This is a genomic window from Xanthomonas sp. MUS 060 (genome assembly GCF_000963215.1).
In the GTDB taxonomy this organism is placed as follows: Bacteria; Pseudomonadota; Gammaproteobacteria; order Xanthomonadales; family Xanthomonadaceae; genus Xanthomonas_A.
On record NZ_JZIM01000010.1, the window covers coordinates 38,267 to 54,227 of the forward strand.

Here is a 15,961-nt window from a genome sequence, read left to right on the forward strand (position 1 = left end):
GCCCACTCACGGCAGATGAACCGGTCACACCATCGCCTTTGAGAAGCACATCCTCCAGGCAGACCGTGAGCGGCCGGACCGATACATCCGAGACGCCCATGCCTGACCCAGCCGCATCATCCGTGCATATGAATCGCGCCGACACCGAGCCTAGATGCTAACGTCCTGCAGCGCATTTTCCCGATCCCGGAGCCGTTCATGCCCGCCCCCTTCCGTTCTGCCTTTCCTCGCCTCGGCCTGACGTTGTCGCTGAGCATCGCCCTGGCGCTGAGCGGCGCCGCGCATGCGCAGGCCGCCCGCAGCGCCGACGTGCCCGTACCGCAGGACACCTCCTATCCCGGCACCCTGGCGTTGCAGGTGGATGCCGGCGACGTGCGCCAGGGCATCTACCGGGTTCACGAGACCATCCCGGTCAGCGCCGGGCGGCTGACCCTGCAATATCCGCAATGGATCCCCGGCGACCATTCGCCGAGCGGACCGGTGGCGATGCTCGCCGGCCTCACCCTGACCGCCAACGGCGTGCCGCTGCCATGGCGTCGCGACACATTCGACGTCTACAGCTTTCATGTGGAGATACCGGGGGGCGTGCGCGCGATCGAAGCCAGTTTCCAGTACCTGTCGCCCCGCGACGACGGCTTCGAAATGACCGACAAGATGCTGCAGTTGGAATGGAACAAGGTCGCGCTGTATCCGGCCGGCCACGACACGGGTCAGATCACGGTGACGCCAAGCGTGATCCTGCCGGCCGGATGGGAATTCGGCACGGCGCTGGAAACCGCCAGTCACAGCGGCACCACGACTATCTTCAAACCGGTGGACTTCACCACATTGGTCGACTCGCCGATCTACGCCGGACGCTACTTCAAGCGCGTGGACCTGACGCCCCACGGTAGCGCGCCGGTCCACTTGGACGTGGTCGCCGATGCACCCAGATTCCTGGAAATCAGCCCAGAACAACGACAGGCACACCGCAACCTGCCGGTGCAGGCGATCAAGCTGTTCGGATCGCACCACTACGACCACTACGACTTCCTGTTCTCGCTGTCGGACGTGCTCGGCGGCAACGGACTGGAACACCACCAGTCCAGCGAGAATGGACTGAGTGCCGACTATTTCACTGGTTGGACCGACAACCCGTCGGACCGCGACCTGCTGCCACACGAATACACCCACTCGTGGAACGGCAAGTTCCGGCGTCCGGCCGACCTGTGGACGCCGACCTTCAACGTGCCGATGGGCGACTCGCTGCTGTGGGTCTACGAAGGCCAGACCCAATACTGGGGCTACGTGCTGGCCGCGCGCGCCGGCCTGTGGACACCGCAACAGTTCCGCGACGCGCTCGCGATGACCGCGGCCAACTATGATCGCAACCGTTCCGGATTCCGTTGGCGCTCCCTGCAGGACACCACCAACGATCCCACCGCCGCGCATCGCGCGCCGCTGCCGTATCGCAGCTGGCAGATGAGCGAGGACTACTACAGCGGCGGGCAGATGGTCTGGCTGGCGGTGGACGCCAAACTGCATGCGCTCAGCGGTGGACGCAAGTCGCTGGACGATGTGGCCAAAGCGTTCTTCGGCGTCGACGACGGCAGCCATGCGGTCAAGACCTACACCTTCGACGACGTCGTTGCCGCGCTCGATGGCGTCGCCCGCTTCGACTGGACCCCTTACCTCCAGCGCCGCGTGTACGCGGTCGATCCACCGCTGTTGGAAGGCTTACAAGCCAGCGGCTGGAAACTGGTGTACACCGACCAACCCAGCGAATTCGAGAAGCAATACGACGGCAGCCACCCATCGGCGCGACACCGCTACAACTTCGCCTGGTCGATCGGCCTGGTGATGAACGATGACGCCAGCATCAACGATGTGCTGTGGGATGGTCCGGCGTTCAAGGCCGGGATCAGCACCGGCGCCACGCTGCTGGCGGTCAACGGCCAGGACTACTCGCGCGATGCGCTCAAACACGCCATCGCCGAGGCCAAGGGCGGCAGCGCACCGATCGTGCTCACACTGAAATACCAGGGCAGCGTGCGCGACGTCGCGGTGCACTACCACGATGGCTTGCAGTACCCACACTTGGTGCGAGTGAACGGCACGCCGGATTACCTGAGCCAGATCATCGCCGCGCGGCACTGAGCATGAATCGGCCCAGGCGTCATGCATCGCTCACAAGCGCACCCGCCAAGCACCGCGACGGGCAAACCGGCTGCCGGTTCCGTCAACGCACCGTCAGATTCGCGTAGGCCATCACCAGCCACTTGGCGCCGGCCTCGTCGAACTGCACTTGTACGCGCGCGTGCGCGCCGCTGCCTTCGTAGTCGATGACCACGCCACCACCGAACTTGGGATGCTGCACATTGGCGCCGAGCTTGATCGCCGGCGCCTCGATCCGCGAATGCCCTGGGTTGCGCGGCGCACCCAACGAAGCGCTGCGCGAGACCTGCACTTTTGGCCGCACCTCGTGCAATAGCTCGCGTGGGATCTCGCGCAGGAAGCGCGAAGGGACGTTGTAATTATCCTGCCCGTGGATGCGCCGCGACTCGGCATAGCTGAGCACCAATGTGTGGCGAGCACGGGTGATACCGACATAGGCAAGACGCCGCTCCTCCTCCAGGCGTCCGCTTTCCTCCAGCGAACGCGCGCTGGGAAACAAGCCGTCTTCCATGCCGGCCAGAAACACCAGCGGAAATTCCAGGCCTTTGGCCGAATGCAGCGTCATCAATTGCACGCCGTCCTCGCCGGCCTGGGCCTGACCCTCGCCAGCCTCCAGCGCGGCATAGGCCAGGAACGCGACCAATTCGCTCATCGTCTGGCGCGCTTCGTCAGCATCACCCTCGGCGTCGGCACGGACGAAGCGCGAGGCCACTGACACCAGTTCGTCGAGGTTGTCGGTGCGCGACTCCGAATCCAGCCCGCTGCGGCTTTCCTTGCCCCAGTGCTCGCGCAGCGCTGAGCGCGCCAGCACATGATCGATCTGCTCGGGCAGCGATAAGTCGGCCACTTCCACGGCCACTTGTTCGATCAAGCCGAGGAACTGGCCCAGCGCATTGCGCGCGCGCGCGGCCAGTTCGCCACCCTGCTGCGCGGCGTGTTGCGCGGCGGTCCATAGCGACAGCGATTGCGCACGCGCCAGCCGTCGCACTTCGTCCAGGGTCCGGTCGCCGATGCCGCGCGGTGGCGTGTTCACCGCACGCTCGAACGCCGCATCGTCGGCACGGTTGGCGACCAGGCGCAGATAGGCCAGGGTATCTTTGATTTCGGCCCGCTCGAAGAAGCGCATGCCGCCGTACACGCGGTACGGCACCTGCTCGGCGAGCAACGCCTCTTCGAACGCACGCGACTGCGCGTTGCTGCGATAGAGCACGGCGGCTTCGCTATAACTGCCGCCATCGCGCACCCATTGGCGCGCACGCTCGACCACGTAGCGCGCTTCGTCCACTTCGTTGTACGCCGCATACAGATCGATCGGTTCGCCATCGCCCGAATCGGTCCACAATTGCTTGCCGATGCGGTCGGGATTGTGCGCGATCACCGCGTTGGCGGCGTTGAGAATGTTGGCACTGGAACGGTAGTTCTGCTCCAGGCGGATGGTCTGTGCGCCAGGGAAATCCTTGAGGAAACGCTGCACGTTCTCGACCTTGGCGCCGCGCCATCCGTAAATGGCCTGGTCGTCGTCGCCGACCACGAACACACGGCCGCTGTCGCCGGCGAGCACGCGCACGAACGCGTACTGGATGGCGTTGGTGTCCTGAAACTCATCGACCAGGATCTCAGCGAAGCGAGCGCGGTAGTGCGCCAGCAGCGCCGGCGTGTCGCGCAGCAGTTCGTGCGCACGCAGCAGCAACTCGGCGAAATCGACCAGTCCGGCACGGTCGCAGCGCTCCTGGTACAGCGCATAGGCGTTGCGCAGGGTGCTGATCCAGACATCGTGCGGCTCGGGTTGGATGTGCTGCGCGCGGCGGCCTTCGTCCTTCTGCTGGTTGATCCACCACACGATCTGCTTGGGCGGGAACTTGGCTTCGTCCAACTCCAATTGCTGCACCACGCGCTTGACCAGCCGCAGTTGGTCGTCCGCATCCAGCACCTGGAAGCTCTCCGGCAACCGCGCGTCCTGCCAGTGCAGGCGCAACAGACGGTGAGCCAGGCCATGGAACGTACCGATCCACATGCCACGGCTGCCGTTGCGCAACTGCAGGTCGGCGCGATGGCGCATCTCGCCGGCGGCCTTGTTGGTGAAGGTGACCGCGAACATGCCATGCACCGGCACCCCATGCACCTCGTGCAGCCAGGCGATGCGATGGATGAGCACACGCGTCTTGCCGGACCCGGCACCGGCCAGGACCAGATAATGGCCGGGCGGTGCGGAGACGGCCTCGCGCTGGGCGGGGTTCAGATCATCGAGCAAATGAGAGACATCCACCGGGGTATTTTAGCCGGTGCCGCCGTGCATGGGCGGCGATAGATGCCGCGCGATTGGCGACAGCTTTGCGTCACAGCCCTAGCGCTGCCATCGTCGGCAAGCAGGATTGCCTCAGCGCGCGAGCGCCAGCGGCGGTTCCAGGCTCAGCAACGCCTGCGCGGTCGCCTGCGCCTGCATCCGTAGTTCGGGGATCGCCAAACTTTCCCACAGGTCACCAATGCGCAAGCTGCCGAGGACGCGGATCCGTGGATCGGCGCGAGCATGCGCATCGAGCAGCGCACCATCGGCACCGGTCGCCAGGCCGATCCCATGCGGACCCTGCTGCGCGTGACCACTGGCCAGTAACTGGTGTAACAGCGGATTGCGAATGGTCTGCACACGCAACTCCACGCCGGTCGCATTGATCACGCAATCCGCCTGCAATTGCAACGCAACCCCATCGGCCCCCATTCCGTTGACCTGCACGCAGGTGTCGAGCGCAGACACGCTCTCCAACCGCGCGCGGTGCACGCGCAACTGGCCGCTACGGCACATCGCCTGCAACTGCGCGTATACCGGCGCGGCGACGCGATGCCGGTGCACGTCCCAGTAACGTACCGTATGCCGTAGAAAACGGCGTTGCTCGGTCGTCGACAACGATTGCCACAGCGCCTGGCCGAATGGTCGCACCCGATCCATCACGCTCTGCCAGGGGTGTCCGTGCGCCTGCGCGGCAACGGCGTATCCACGCAGCGCGCGCAGCCGCTGACGCAGCGAGAGGGGCAACAGCGCTTGCGGATCGAAGTCGGCCGGGGTGCCGTGCGCGGCATGCGGCAACGGCAACAACGCATGCCGCGAGACCACATGCACCGGACCGCAATGGGCGTTGGTCAGCAGGGTCAGCACGCTGTCGGCCATACTCAGGCCGGAACCGACGATGCACACCGTCGCCTCGCGCGGGATCTCGCATAGCTGCGGGTAATTCCAGGCTTCCACACGCACCGACTCGGGCAGACTGGCGGCACCGCGTGCCGGCAACGGACGCAGGCTGTTGCCCAGCGCCAGCACCGTGGCAGCGGTGCGCAGTCGACGACCATCGTGCAAATGCAGCACGTGGCCGTCGACCGCATCCGGCTGCATCGCCAACACCCGCGCCTGACGCCACTGCAAGCGCGCCGGGCGCGTCGCCTGCGCCTGCGCTAGACGCGCGCGCAGGTAGACGGCGTAATGGCGACGCTGCACATAGGCTTGCGCCAATGCATCACGCGTCAATTGCGGATACAGCGCTTGCTGCTGCAACCAATCGAGAAAATCCTCCGGCGCGTTGGCGAAGGCACTCATCCGCCCGACCGGCACGTTCAGTAGATGCTCCGCGCGGGGTGTCGCATAGGCCACGCCCTGCGCCAGCGCTGGCTGCGACTCGATCAACTGCAAGCGCAACGGCCCGTCAGCCTGGTGCAGCAGATGCAATGCAGCCAGGACACCGGCCGCGCCGCCGCCGATAATGGCGACATCGCAATCGTCCTCGACCAGTTTGCTGGGCAGAAACTCGCTCATATTGACAATTGTAAGCGAAGGCCTGGTATGCCAGGCCGATGAGAACCCAGGCAATCACGACCGCTCGCGCATCCGCGCAACATCATGCGCGCACGCGCGTGCATTTCACATCAGCGCATCGGCCAGGCGCGCGATCCCCTCGCGACTGCGCCGCCACGCCGGCCGCTTGCGCCATGTCTCCAGCGACAGCACCCGCGCATCGGCCAAATACTCCGCCTCCACCACCCGCAGCCGCTGCAGCACATCGGCGCTATAGCAGAGCATGCCGATCTCCGCGTTGAGTGCGAACGAGCGGATGTCCAGATTGATCGAGCCAACCAGAACGATGCCCTCGTCCACGCTCAGGTGCTTGGCATGCAGGAAGTGCGGCCGATACAACGCGATCTTGACCCCGCTGCGCAGCAGTTCGTCGTAGCACGCCTCCTGCGCCCAGGCACTGAGCGGTTGATTGTTGCTCTCGGACAGGATCAGTTGCACCTCCACGCCAGACAGCGCGGCGATGCGCAACGCGCTGAGCGTGGCCTCGTCCGGCACGAAGTACGGCGTCACCATCACGATCCGCCGCCGCGCCTGATGGATCAACGCATTGACCGCATCGCGCGCGTTCTCGAACGGATAAGCCGGACCGCTCGGCAACAGTTGCGCCGGGACACCGGTATCGCGCGCCGGGGTGGCGGCCGCCACACTCAGACGTTGCCCGGTTTCGATGAACCAATCGCTGGCGAACACCGCTTCCAGATGCGCGACCACCGGCCCCTGCACCCGCGCCACCAGTTCGCGGTTGGGATGGCCGGGCACGAAGTCCGGTGCGGCCAGATTCTGCGAACCGATATAACCGACACGGTTGTCGATCACCGCGATCTTGCGGTGGTTGCGCAGGTCCATGCGCCCGCTGCGGCGCCAACGCAGTCCGCCCGGCAACAACGCTTGTACCTCGACCCCGCCGGCATGCAGCACAGCGCGGTAGCGGCGCAGCGCACGACGGCCGCCACGCGCATCCAGCAACAGACGACAACGCACGCCGCGCGCGGCGGCGCGCAGCAGGGCCGCGACCACCGCATCGCCGACCGCATCGTCGAACATCAGGTAGTACAGCAGATGCACACGCTCGAGCGCCTTATCGATGTCCTCGATCAACGCCTGCAACGATGCCGCGTAACGGTCGAGCAACTCCACGGTGTTGCCGTGGGTGGGCATGAAATCGCCCTGACGCTCGACCAAGGGCACCACTTCGGCCACCACGGTATCGGCCGGCGGTGTCCAGCGCAGCGCGGTCAGCGGCCCCTGCTGCTCGCGGATCACATGCGAGGCCAGCGCCTGACGGCGGATGCGTTCGCGCGACAACCAGGGATGGCCGAACAACAGGTACAACGGCAATCCCAACAGCGGCACAAAACCCACCAGCAACAACCAACTGCGCGCGGCGCCTGGAGTGGTGCGGGTGGGGATCCACAGCAACGCCACCAGCCGGATCAGCCAGTCCAGCGCCAACAGCCATGTGCCTTCCAACCAGACCGGCAGCATCGCAATGCTCGTCACCCAGGTCGCCCGATTCTGCGGACTATACGGGCAAACGCAAGCCTCCCCGCCAGACCCTGTGGGCCGTGGGCCGGGCCCAAAAGCACACAACCCGCCAGATGGCGGGTTGTGTGTCGAGCAGCAATGGCGATCCTGCGATCAGCCGATTACTTGATCTTGCCTTCCTTGTACAGGACGTGCTTGCGCACGACCGGATCGTACTTGAGGAATTCCATCTTCCCCGGGGTGTTCTTCTTGTTCTTGTCCGTGGTGTAGAAGTGACCGGTACCGGCCGAGGAAATCATACGGACCTTATCGCGCTTGCCTGCCATGATGGGTTACTCCTCAAACCTTTTCGCCGCGCGCACGCAGCTCAGCCAGAACGGTGTCGATGCCGTTCTTATCGATGGTGCGCAGCGCGTGCGCGGAAACCTTCAGCTTGACCCAGCGGTTCTCGCTGGCAACCCAGAAGCGACGCTCATGCAGGTTAGGCAGGAAGCGACGACGGGTCTTGTTGTTGGCGTGGGAGACGTTGTTACCCGTCTGCACACGCTTGCCGGATACTTGGCATACGCGGGACATTACGCACCTCGATCGTGTTGGAAGTCCGGCCATGGAGCGCCGGGCTCTTGCGGAAGGATCCGCAGATTGGGTCACCCATAGCCTGGGAGACGGCGGCCCCGGTCGCCTTGCGGCCACCACGCGACGTGGGAAATCAAGCGGTTACGCTGGAAAAGGCCGGCCGGAGATCGCGCTTCCAGCCGCCAGCCCGACCAGAACCGGGCACAGCGAGCCGCGTATTATGCAGGGGATCAATGGCTTGCGCAAATTGCCCACACACCGGCCGGTTTGATCGGCTGTGCGGGTCGATGATGGCAAGCCGACCCGACGCGGGATCTGGGCGCCATCCCTAGCCACCGCGACGCAGGCGACACCAGCGTTCAGTGCGACGCGCGGTCGCGACGCCAACCCCGATGCCGGATATCCAGATACAGGCTGTAGAAGGCGGTGAAGGCGGGAAACAGATTCTGCAGGACGCCGACCGAATCCTGCTTGGCCGAGAACAGGAAGTAACTCAGCGTCATCAGGCTGCCGATCACGCTCATGTACCAGAACATGCGCGGGATCACCGGCTTGCCGGCGCGTTTGGAGGCGATGAATTGCAACAGCCAGCGACCGCCGAACATCAGCGCGCCGATGTAGCCGATCAACTTCCAGCCGGTGACGTGGACGCCGGTCCAATACAGCGACTGGATCGGCTGGTCGAGTAGGTGCGGTTGCATCTCAGCGCTCCTGCACAACGGTGCGGCGGCTACGCGCGATCAACCAGGCCACGCCGCGCAGATCGCGAATGCCGACCAGGGCGCGGTTGAGATTGTTGTACTTGGACACGCCTGCGGTACGGTGGCGGTGGTTCACCGGCACGCTCAGGGTCTGCCAGCCAGCCCGCTGCATCAGCGCGGGCAAATAGCGGTGCATGTGATCGAAGTACGGCAGATCCAGGAACGCTTCGCGTTCGAACAATTTGATGCCGCAGCCGGTGTCCGGGGTGTCGTCGCGCAACATGCGCGCGCGAATCGCATTGGCCCACGTCGATGCCCAGCGCTTGCTGCTCGAATCCTGTCGCGAGACGCGCCAGCCGGCGAACAACTTGACCTGCGGCGAGGCCGCAGCGCGTGCGCCCAGCAGCTTGGGAATATCGGCCGGGTCGTTCTGGCCGTCGCCATCGAGGGTGGCGATCCACCGCCCGCGTGCGGCCTTGGCCCCATTGCGGACCGCGGTGCTCTGCCCGCTCTGGCTGACATGGTGCAGTACGCGCAGTTCCGGGGTCGTGGCCTTCAACCCTTCCAGCACCGCCAGGGTGTCGTCGCGCGAATGATCATCCACGTAAACGATCTCGAAATCGATCATGCCGCGCAGCGCGGCGAGGATCTCGGCGACCAGCGGCGGCACATTGTCGCGCTCGTTGAACACCGGGACGACAACGGAAAGGGAAAGCTGATTCATGAGGACGGCAGAGTTCGGCAAGGAGTGCGAAGCGTGAAATGCAGACGCCGCCCATCATGATCCGACGTGCGGGCCGGGCCGTGGGCGCGGCTCAAGCGAATGCGCCGAAATAGTCCCGGCACCACTGCACCACCTGCGGCAAACCGGTTTCGATCGGGGTAGTGGGATCGAAGCCGAAAGCCGTCTGCGCACGCGCAGTATCGGCCATCGTCTCGATCATGTCGCCAGGCTGCATCGGTCGATACAGTTTTTCGACATGGCGGCCAGCGGCGGCTTCGATCACGCCGATGAAGTGCTCCAGTTCGACCGGCGTATGGTTGCCGAGGTTGAACACGCGATGCGGTACCGCCTCGCCGCAAGGATGATCGAGCGCACCGAGCACGCCGGCGATAATGTCAGCGATGAAAGTGAAATCGCGACGCATGCGGCCATGGTTGAACACTTCGATCGGGCGCCCGGCCAGTACCGCGCGGCTGAACAACAGCGGCGCCATATCCGGTCGCCCCCACGGGCCATAGACGGTGAAGAAGCGCAATCCGGTCGCGCGCAGCCCATACAACTGCGCGTAGGTGTGCGCCATCAGTTCGTTGGCGGCCTTGGTCGCCGCGTACAGCGAACGTGGTCGATCGATGCGCTGGTCCTCGGAGAACGGCGCAGTGGCCGAATCGCCGTACACCGAACTACTGGAGGCATAGACCAAGTGCTGTACACCGCGATGCCGACACAGTTCCAGCATGTTGACGAAACCGACCAGATTACTGTCGACGTAAACGTGCGGGTTTTGCAGCGAATAACGCACACCGGCCTGCGCGGCCAAATGCACCACGCGCTCGGGCCGCGTCTGCTCGAACAGCGCCGATAAGCCCTCGCGATCGGTCAGGTCGAGCGTGCGGATGTCGACCTGCGGGCACAGCGCGGCGACGCGATCGCGCTTGAGCTGCGGATCGTAGTAATCGTTGTAGTTGTCCAGACCAATGACCGTCTCGCCACGCTCCGCCAGCGCGCGGCAGGTGTATGCGCCGACGAAGCCAGCCGCGCCTGTCACCAGGACCGTCATTGCGGTCTCCAGCAATCCGCGCAGGCCAAGCAGCCGCATGAAGGCGGCGCATCACCCGTGGCGATGGCAGCGGCGCAAGGCATGGGCCGAATCGGCGCCGGAATCAGGACACTTTGCCGCGCAGCCGTTCCAGCACACCATCGAGGGTGTCCAGATCGGTGTAGTGAATGACCAGCTTGCCCTTGCCGCCAGCGCCATGCGCAATGGCGACCTTGGTCCCGAGTGATTCGGACAACTCGGTCTCCAACGAGGCGATGTCGGCCTGCGGCGCGGTGCGGCCCGGTTTAGGCTTGCGGTTGCTCGGCACCTTGCCGGCGGCGAACTGCTGCGCACGATGCTCGACCTCGCGCACCGACCAACCTTGGTCGGCGGCGTCGGCCGCCAGACGGCTGGCCAGTTCCGGCGACAGCGTCAACAGCGCGCGTGCGTGGCCCATTTCCAGCCGCCGCGCCTCCAGCAGCACGCGAATGGCCGGCGGCAATTCCAACAGTCGCAGCAGATTGGACACCGAGGCACGCGAGCGACCCACCGCTTCGGCAGCCTCGGCATGGGTCAGGGAAAATTCGTCGATCAATCGATGCAGCGCTTGCGCCTCTTCCAGCGGGTTGAGGTCCTCGCGCTGGATGTTCTCGATCAGCGCCATGGCGATGACGGTGCGGTCGTCGAGTTCGCGCACCACCACCGGCACTTCGCTCAGGCCGACCAACTGCGAGGCGCGCCAGCGGCGTTCGCCGGCGACGATCTCGAAGGTTCCCGGCACCAGCTCGCGCGCCACGATCGGCTGGATCACGCCCTGCGCCTTGATCGATTCGGCCAGTTCCTGCAACTTGGCCTGGTCCATCTCTTGGCGTGGTTGGTATTTACCCGGCTGCAATTGCCCCACCGGCAACCGGCGCAGACTATCGCCGGGTTGCAGAGTGTCGGCCGTGGGCGCCGACGCGGCGGTCGGCCCCAGCAGCGCCTCCAGGCCACGGCCAAGACCGCGCTTCTTGGCTCCGAGAGCAGGAGTCTTGGCGCTCATCAAAACGTCTCCATCACCGGCACCGGCCGATTACGTTGATTGCGGCGGCGCACGACCTCACCGGCCAGCCCCAGGTAAGCAACTCCGCCGCGCGAGGTGCGGTCGTAGCCGACGATGCTCTGGCCGTGGCTGGGCGCCTCGGCCAGGCGGACGTTGCGCGGCACGATGGTGCGAAACACCTTGTCGCCGAAGTGATTGGTCAGCTCCGCCGACACCGCGTTGGCGAGGTTGTTGCGCACGTCGAACATGGTGCGCAACACGCCTTCGATCTCCAACCCGGGATTGAGTTCGGCGCGCAGCGCCTCGATGGTTTCCAGCAACGCGGTCAGCCCCTCCAGCGCGTAGTACTCGCATTGCATCGGCACGATCACCGAATCGGCTGCGGTCAACGCGTTCAGGGTCAGTAGCGACAACGCCGGCGGGCAATCGATGAGGATGAAATCGTACTCCGCGCGCAGCGGGGTCAGCGCCGTCTTCAGCCGCTGCTCGCGCGCCGTCTGGTCCATCAGTTGAATCTCGGCAGCGGTGAGATCGATGTTGCCCGGCAGCAGGTCGAAGCCTTCTGGCGCGGTCACTCGGATCTGCGCAGCGGTGTGCTCGCCGAGCAGGACGTCGCAGGTGGAGGCTTCCAGCTCGCGCTTATCGATGCCGCTGCCCATCGTCGCGTTGCCCTGCGCGTCCAAGTCCACCAGCAGCACGCGTTGGGTCTGGCGCGCGAGCGCGGCGGCCAGATTGACCGCAGTCGTGGTCTTGCCGACGCCGCCCTTCTGGTTGGCGATGGCGATGATGCGGGCCATGCGGGAGCCTCGTCGGCGATGGGATATGACCGGGCATTATGCGGTCACATCCCCCAGGGCGGAAATCCGGGCCGGACACCAACACCGCTCAGCCGCGCTCGACCACCACCAGATGGCGGTCCTCGCCCAGACCCGGAACCTGTAGCCGGTGCACCGTCGGCGCCGTCCAGCCTGACGGCAGGGCGGCGATTTCCGCGTCCGGACGCACCCCCTTCATCGCCAGCAGGCGCCCGCCAGGGCGCAGCAGATGTCCACCAATGGCGACGATGCCGGCCAGGGTATCCAGCGCACGCGCGGTCAACAGGTCGTAGCCACCCGGCTCGTCCAGCGCCTCGGCGCGCGACTCGGCTACCCGTGCATTGTCCAGACGCAACTGGCGCACCGCTTCACGCAGAAAGCGCGCCTTCTTGCCGTTGCTCTCGACCAGGGTTACGCGCAAACGTGGCAAGGCGATCGCCAGCGGCAGACCCGGTAGACCCGGACCGGTGCCCAGGTCGGCGAGCGCACCCTCGCCAACGAAGGGCAGCATCGCCAGGGAATCGAGCAGATGACGGGTCACCATGTCATGCGGATCGCGGATGGCGGTGAGATTGTAGGTGCGGTTCCAGCGCGCCAGCAGCGTCAGGTAGGCCAGCAATGGCGGCACCAGCGCGGCGGCGTCCAGGGCCTGCGCGCGCAGGCCCTGTTCGAGTGCAACGCGAACGGATTCGGGAAGGGGGGCGTCGGTCATCGCCGGATTATCGCAGTTGCCGCCAGACATGCTGGCAAGCAACCACCATCATCGTGAGCGACAATACAAAGCTGGCTCCTGTAATCGCGACAATCGACATGTCGAACTCCGGAAACACCCCCGCCAGCGACACGGCCACCGATCCTGGCCGCCGCCGTGTGCTGACGGGACTGGGACTGCTGGCGGCAACGCCACTGCTCAGCCCGTTTGCCCGTGCCAGTGGCGGCGAGGATCCATTCACCCTGGGCGTGGCAGCCGGCGATCCGCTGCCCGATGGCCTGGTGCTATGGACGCGGCTGGCACCGCAGCCGCTGGCCCCGGACGGCCAAGGCGGCTTGCACGCACCGGTACCCGTGCGCTGGAGCATCGCCACCGATGCGGGCATGACGCAGGTGGTCCAACGTGGCGTGGCGACGGCGCATCCGCGCTGGGGCCACTCCGTGCATGTGGAAGTGAACGGGCTGCAACCGGGGCGGCCCTATTGGTATCGGTTCCAAGCGCTGGGCGCGCAGAGCCCGCTCGGCTGCGCGCGCACGGCACCGGCACCCGGCCGCCTGGACAGCGCACGCTTGGGCTTCGTGTCCTGCGCGCACTGGGAACAGGGCTACTTCAGCGCCTACCGCCATCTGGCCGCCGAGCAGCCGGATCTGGTGTTCTTCCTCGGCGATTACATCTACGAGTACAGCCACAAGGGTGCGGCAGCGGCCAACGTGGTGCGCGCGCATGGCAGCGGCGACTGCATGGATCTGGCCGGTTACCGCAACCGCTACGCGCTGTACCGCACCGACCCCGACCTGCAAGCCCTGCACGCTGGCTCCGCCTGCGTGGCGACCTGGGACGACCACGAGGTACAGAACGATTACGCCAACCGCTGGTCGCAGGATCCCTCCATTTCCACAGCCAGCTTCCTGCGCCGCCGCGCCGCCGCCTACCAGGCCATGTACGAACACTTCCCGCTGCGCGCCCGGCATCGCCCACATGGGCCGGACATGCCGCTGTACCGTGCGTTGGACTATGGCGCGTTGGCGCGCTTCTTCGTCCTCGACGGTCGTCAATACCGCAGCAAACAACCCTGCCCGCTGCCCAACGGCTGGCGCGGCGGACACATCGCCGCAAGCGACTGCAAGGACATCGACGACCCGGCCCGCAGCATGCTCGGCGCGGCGCAGGAGCGCTGGCTGTATGCCGGCTTCGCCCGTTCGCAGGCACGCTGGAACGTGATTGCGCAGGACCTGCTGGTCGCCCCGATCCTGCAACGCGACCGCGACAACAGCCAGCCCGGCTACTGGACCGATGGCTGGGATGGCTACCCAGCCACGCGCACGCGCATGCTGCAGGCGGTCGCGCGCAGCGGCATGCGCAATCCGGTGTTCTGGGGCGGGGACATCCATTCCTACTGGGTCACCGACCTCAAAGCCGACGCCAGCGACCCGCACTCGCCAACGCTGGCGACCGAATTCGTCGGCACCTCCATCACCTCCGATGGCCCGTCACCCGCATCGATCGCGCAAATGCTGAAGGACAACCCGGAAGTCCGCTATGCCGAGAGCCGTTACCGCGGCTACGTGTCGGTCTCGCTGAGTGCGACGCAGATGGAAACGCGGCTGCAGACGATCTCCGACCGCAGCGACCGCGAAGCCACGGTCTCCACACTCAAGCGTTTCGTGGTCGAGGATGGCCGCGCCGGTGCGCTGGAGGCGTGATCCCGACGCGCCTCACCCAGTGATCGATCCTACATCACCGGCTTGATGCATCGAGCCGGCGCCAGGCCAGTGCGGCGCGGTAGCCCGGTGCCGCCTGCCATTCGTGTAACTGCCAGCAAGCAGCACTGCCCAGGGCAGGGTCACACCACGCCAAATACAGTCCGCCGGTCGCATCTTCGGCAAAACACAACCGATGCAGGCCGAACGCCAGGCCATGGCCGTGCGCCTTCAGCAGCGCTTCCTTGGCGCACCACAGACGAAAGAACAGCGCCTCGCGCGCTGGCGCCGCCAACGCCAGCAGCGCCGCCGTCTCGTCCGGATGAAAGAACCGTTGCGCCACTTCGAGCAGACGCGGACGCGGACGCTGGCGCTCGATGTCCACGCCCAGCCGCACATCTGCCGCGACCGCCACCAGCAGGTAATCGCCGCTATGACTCCAGCCGGTATCCACATGCGCCAGCGGCGCATGCAGGACGGGTCGTCCGCGCGCATCGCGGTGCAGCGGCAACTGCGCCGCCGGCACTCCCAATTCATCGGCCAGCAGGCACCGCGCGGTCGCCTCACCAGAGGTACGTGGTGGGTGTGGCCGCAGCCATAGCGCCACCGGACCGATACGGCAGTCCTGCCACGCTGCCGAGGTCGGCAATGGAATCGGTACGCTCACCTGGCACCCACAGGACACCAGCGCCCCTGTGCGCCAGCCCTGACGTTATACGGTCGCTTCACGGCGAGGCCCCTTAAATGCGTCATGCTCCACCGCTCCTGGTGCGGGCAGAACCGAGGAGTGTCACGCATGGGCATCATCATCTGGTTGATCGTTGGCGGCATCGTGGGCTGGCTGGCCAGCATCATCATGCGTCGCGATGCACAACAGGGGATCATCATGAACATCGTGGTCGGCATCGTCGGCGCGTTGATCGCCGGCTGGCTATTCGGAGGCGGGATCAACCAAGCGATCAATCTGTGGACGTTCCTGTATTCGTTGATCGGCGCGGTCATTTTGCTTGCGGTCGTCAACCTGGTCACCCGCGGCCGCGCACGCTGACGCATCGCCGCGACACTACGCGCCAACGCCCGGTTCGCCGGGCGTTTTACGTTTTGCGGCAACATGCACATCGCATGGCAAGCGAACCGATGAGATTGCCAATCTGCGTGTCGGTCGTCGCCATGAC

The 15,961-nt window shown here is 65.6% G+C and carries 15 protein-coding genes; 3 read left to right on the forward strand and 12 right to left on the reverse strand.

Translation table 11 applies throughout. The features are described from left to right. The first annotated feature begins 198 nt into the window (after window positions 1–198). Window positions 199–2,136: a M61 family metallopeptidase gene (locus XANALMUS060_RS10840; RefSeq protein WP_045738415.1), complete on the forward strand. Its 1,938-nt coding sequence runs from the start codon at window positions 199–201 to the stop codon at window positions 2,134–2,136. Window positions 2,137–2,218: 82 nt separating this feature from the next. Here the strand turns inward: XANALMUS060_RS10840 and uvrD are convergent, their stop codons facing one another. The 11 genes from uvrD to rsmG all read right to left on the reverse strand — a co-directional run bounded on the left by uvrD (window position 2,219) and on the right by rsmG (window position 13,086). Then, on the reverse strand, window positions 2,219–4,420 hold the full coding sequence (uvrD, locus tag XANALMUS060_RS10845) for a DNA helicase II (RefSeq protein WP_045738416.1): 2,202 nt from the start codon (window positions 4,418–4,420) through the stop codon (window positions 2,219–2,221). A 111-nt stretch (window positions 4,421–4,531) separates the two neighbouring features. Next, window positions 4,532–5,956, reverse strand: a complete 1,425-nt coding sequence (locus XANALMUS060_RS10850; protein ID WP_045738417.1) for an FAD/NAD(P)-binding protein — start codon at window positions 5,954–5,956, stop codon at window positions 4,532–4,534. 105 nt (window positions 5,957–6,061) lie between these two features. After that, window positions 6,062–7,480 carry a cardiolipin synthase gene (cls, locus tag XANALMUS060_RS10855; protein WP_045738418.1) on the reverse strand — a complete coding sequence of 473 codons (1,419 nt, stop codon included), beginning with the start codon at window positions 7,478–7,480 and terminating at the stop codon, window positions 6,062–6,064. 161 nt (window positions 7,481–7,641) lie between these two features. After that, on the reverse strand, window positions 7,642–7,809 hold the full coding sequence (gene rpmG / locus XANALMUS060_RS10860; RefSeq protein ID WP_169411268.1) for a 50S ribosomal protein L33: 168 nt from the start codon (window positions 7,807–7,809) through the stop codon (window positions 7,642–7,644). 10 nt (window positions 7,810–7,819) lie between these two features. After that, complete coding sequence (gene rpmB / locus XANALMUS060_RS10865; RefSeq protein WP_010342733.1) at window positions 7,820–8,056, reverse strand: 50S ribosomal protein L28; 237 nt, start codon at window positions 8,054–8,056, stop codon at window positions 7,820–7,822. Window positions 8,057–8,415: 359 nt separating this feature from the next. Beyond that, a complete protein-coding gene (locus tag XANALMUS060_RS10870) occupies window positions 8,416–8,757 on the reverse strand; it encodes a lipid-A-disaccharide synthase N-terminal domain-containing protein (RefSeq protein ID WP_045726583.1) in 342 nt (113 codons plus the stop codon). Window position 8,758: 1 nt separating this feature from the next. Beyond that, window positions 8,759–9,481, reverse strand: coding sequence for a glycosyltransferase family 2 protein (locus XANALMUS060_RS10875; protein WP_045726582.1), 723 nt, complete (start codon window positions 9,479–9,481; stop codon window positions 8,759–8,761). A 91-nt stretch (window positions 9,482–9,572) separates the two neighbouring features. Further along, on the reverse strand, window positions 9,573–10,538 hold the full coding sequence (locus XANALMUS060_RS10880) for an SDR family NAD(P)-dependent oxidoreductase (RefSeq protein ID WP_045738457.1): 966 nt from the start codon (window positions 10,536–10,538) through the stop codon (window positions 9,573–9,575). Between the two features lie 103 nt (window positions 10,539–10,641). Continuing rightward, window positions 10,642–11,559, reverse strand: coding sequence for a ParB/RepB/Spo0J family partition protein (locus XANALMUS060_RS10885; protein WP_045738419.1), 918 nt, complete (start codon window positions 11,557–11,559; stop codon window positions 10,642–10,644). Continuing rightward, complete coding sequence (locus XANALMUS060_RS10890) at window positions 11,559–12,356, reverse strand: AAA family ATPase (RefSeq protein WP_045738420.1); 798 nt, start codon at window positions 12,354–12,356, stop codon at window positions 11,559–11,561. The genes XANALMUS060_RS10885 and XANALMUS060_RS10890 overlap by 1 nt, the downstream gene beginning before the upstream one ends. Before the next feature lie 88 nt (window positions 12,357–12,444). Next, window positions 12,445–13,086 carry a 16S rRNA (guanine(527)-N(7))-methyltransferase RsmG gene (gene rsmG / locus XANALMUS060_RS10895; protein ID WP_045738458.1) on the reverse strand — a complete coding sequence of 214 codons (642 nt, stop codon included), beginning with the start codon at window positions 13,084–13,086 and terminating at the stop codon, window positions 12,445–12,447. A 98-nt stretch (window positions 13,087–13,184) separates the two neighbouring features. Here rsmG and XANALMUS060_RS10900 point away from each other — a divergent pair, with 98 nt between their 5' ends. Then, entirely contained in the window at window positions 13,185–14,789 is a 1,605-nt protein-coding gene (locus tag XANALMUS060_RS10900; protein ID WP_152640474.1) for an alkaline phosphatase D family protein, read from the forward strand. 34 nt (window positions 14,790–14,823) lie between these two features. Here the strand turns inward: XANALMUS060_RS10900 and XANALMUS060_RS10905 are convergent, their stop codons facing one another. Next, entirely contained in the window at window positions 14,824–15,435 is a 612-nt protein-coding gene (locus XANALMUS060_RS10905) for a 4'-phosphopantetheinyl transferase superfamily protein (protein ID WP_045738421.1), read from the reverse strand. A gap of 147 nt (window positions 15,436–15,582) precedes the next feature. Between XANALMUS060_RS10905 and XANALMUS060_RS10910 the strand changes: the two genes are divergently transcribed. After that, a complete protein-coding gene (locus tag XANALMUS060_RS10910) occupies window positions 15,583–15,834 on the forward strand; it encodes a GlsB/YeaQ/YmgE family stress response membrane protein (RefSeq protein WP_045738422.1) in 252 nt (83 codons plus the stop codon). The last annotated feature ends 127 nt before the right edge of the window (window positions 15,835–15,961 follow it).

What these genes read in the sequence shown, in the direction of transcription:
- XANALMUS060_RS10910 (WP_045738422.1), top strand. Translation starts at nt 15,583, where the DNA reads ATGGGCATCATCATCTGGTTGATCGTTGGCGGCATCGTGGGCTGGCTG.
- XANALMUS060_RS10890 (WP_045738420.1), bottom strand. Translation starts at nt 12,356, where the DNA reads ATGGCCCGCATCATCGCCATCGCCAACCAGAAGGGCGGCGTCGGCAAG.
- XANALMUS060_RS10850 (WP_045738417.1), bottom strand. Translation starts at nt 5,956, where the DNA reads ATGAGCGAGTTTCTGCCCAGCAAACTGGTCGAGGACGATTGCGATGTC.
- XANALMUS060_RS10875 (WP_045726582.1), bottom strand. Translation starts at nt 9,481, where the DNA reads ATGAATCAGCTTTCCCTTTCCGTTGTCGTCCCGGTGTTCAACGAGCGC.
- XANALMUS060_RS10870 (WP_045726583.1), bottom strand. Translation starts at nt 8,757, where the DNA reads ATGCAACCGCACCTACTCGACCAGCCGATCCAGTCGCTGTATTGGACC.
- cls (WP_045738418.1), bottom strand. Translation starts at nt 7,480, where the DNA reads ATGCTGCCGGTCTGGTTGGAAGGCACATGGCTGTTGGCGCTGGACTGG.
- rpmB (WP_010342733.1), bottom strand. Translation starts at nt 8,056, where the DNA reads ATGTCCCGCGTATGCCAAGTATCCGGCAAGCGTGTGCAGACGGGTAAC.
- XANALMUS060_RS10880 (WP_045738457.1), bottom strand. Translation starts at nt 10,538, where the DNA reads ATGACGGTCCTGGTGACAGGCGCGGCTGGCTTCGTCGGCGCATACACC.
- rsmG (WP_045738458.1), bottom strand. Translation starts at nt 13,086, where the DNA reads ATGACCGACGCCCCCCTTCCCGAATCCGTTCGCGTTGCACTCGAACAG.
- XANALMUS060_RS10900 (WP_152640474.1), top strand. Translation starts at nt 13,185, where the DNA reads ATGTCGAACTCCGGAAACACCCCCGCCAGCGACACGGCCACCGATCCT.
- XANALMUS060_RS10885 (WP_045738419.1), bottom strand. Translation starts at nt 11,559, where the DNA reads ATGAGCGCCAAGACTCCTGCTCTCGGAGCCAAGAAGCGCGGTCTTGGC.
- XANALMUS060_RS10840 (WP_045738415.1), top strand. Translation starts at nt 199, where the DNA reads ATGCCCGCCCCCTTCCGTTCTGCCTTTCCTCGCCTCGGCCTGACGTTG.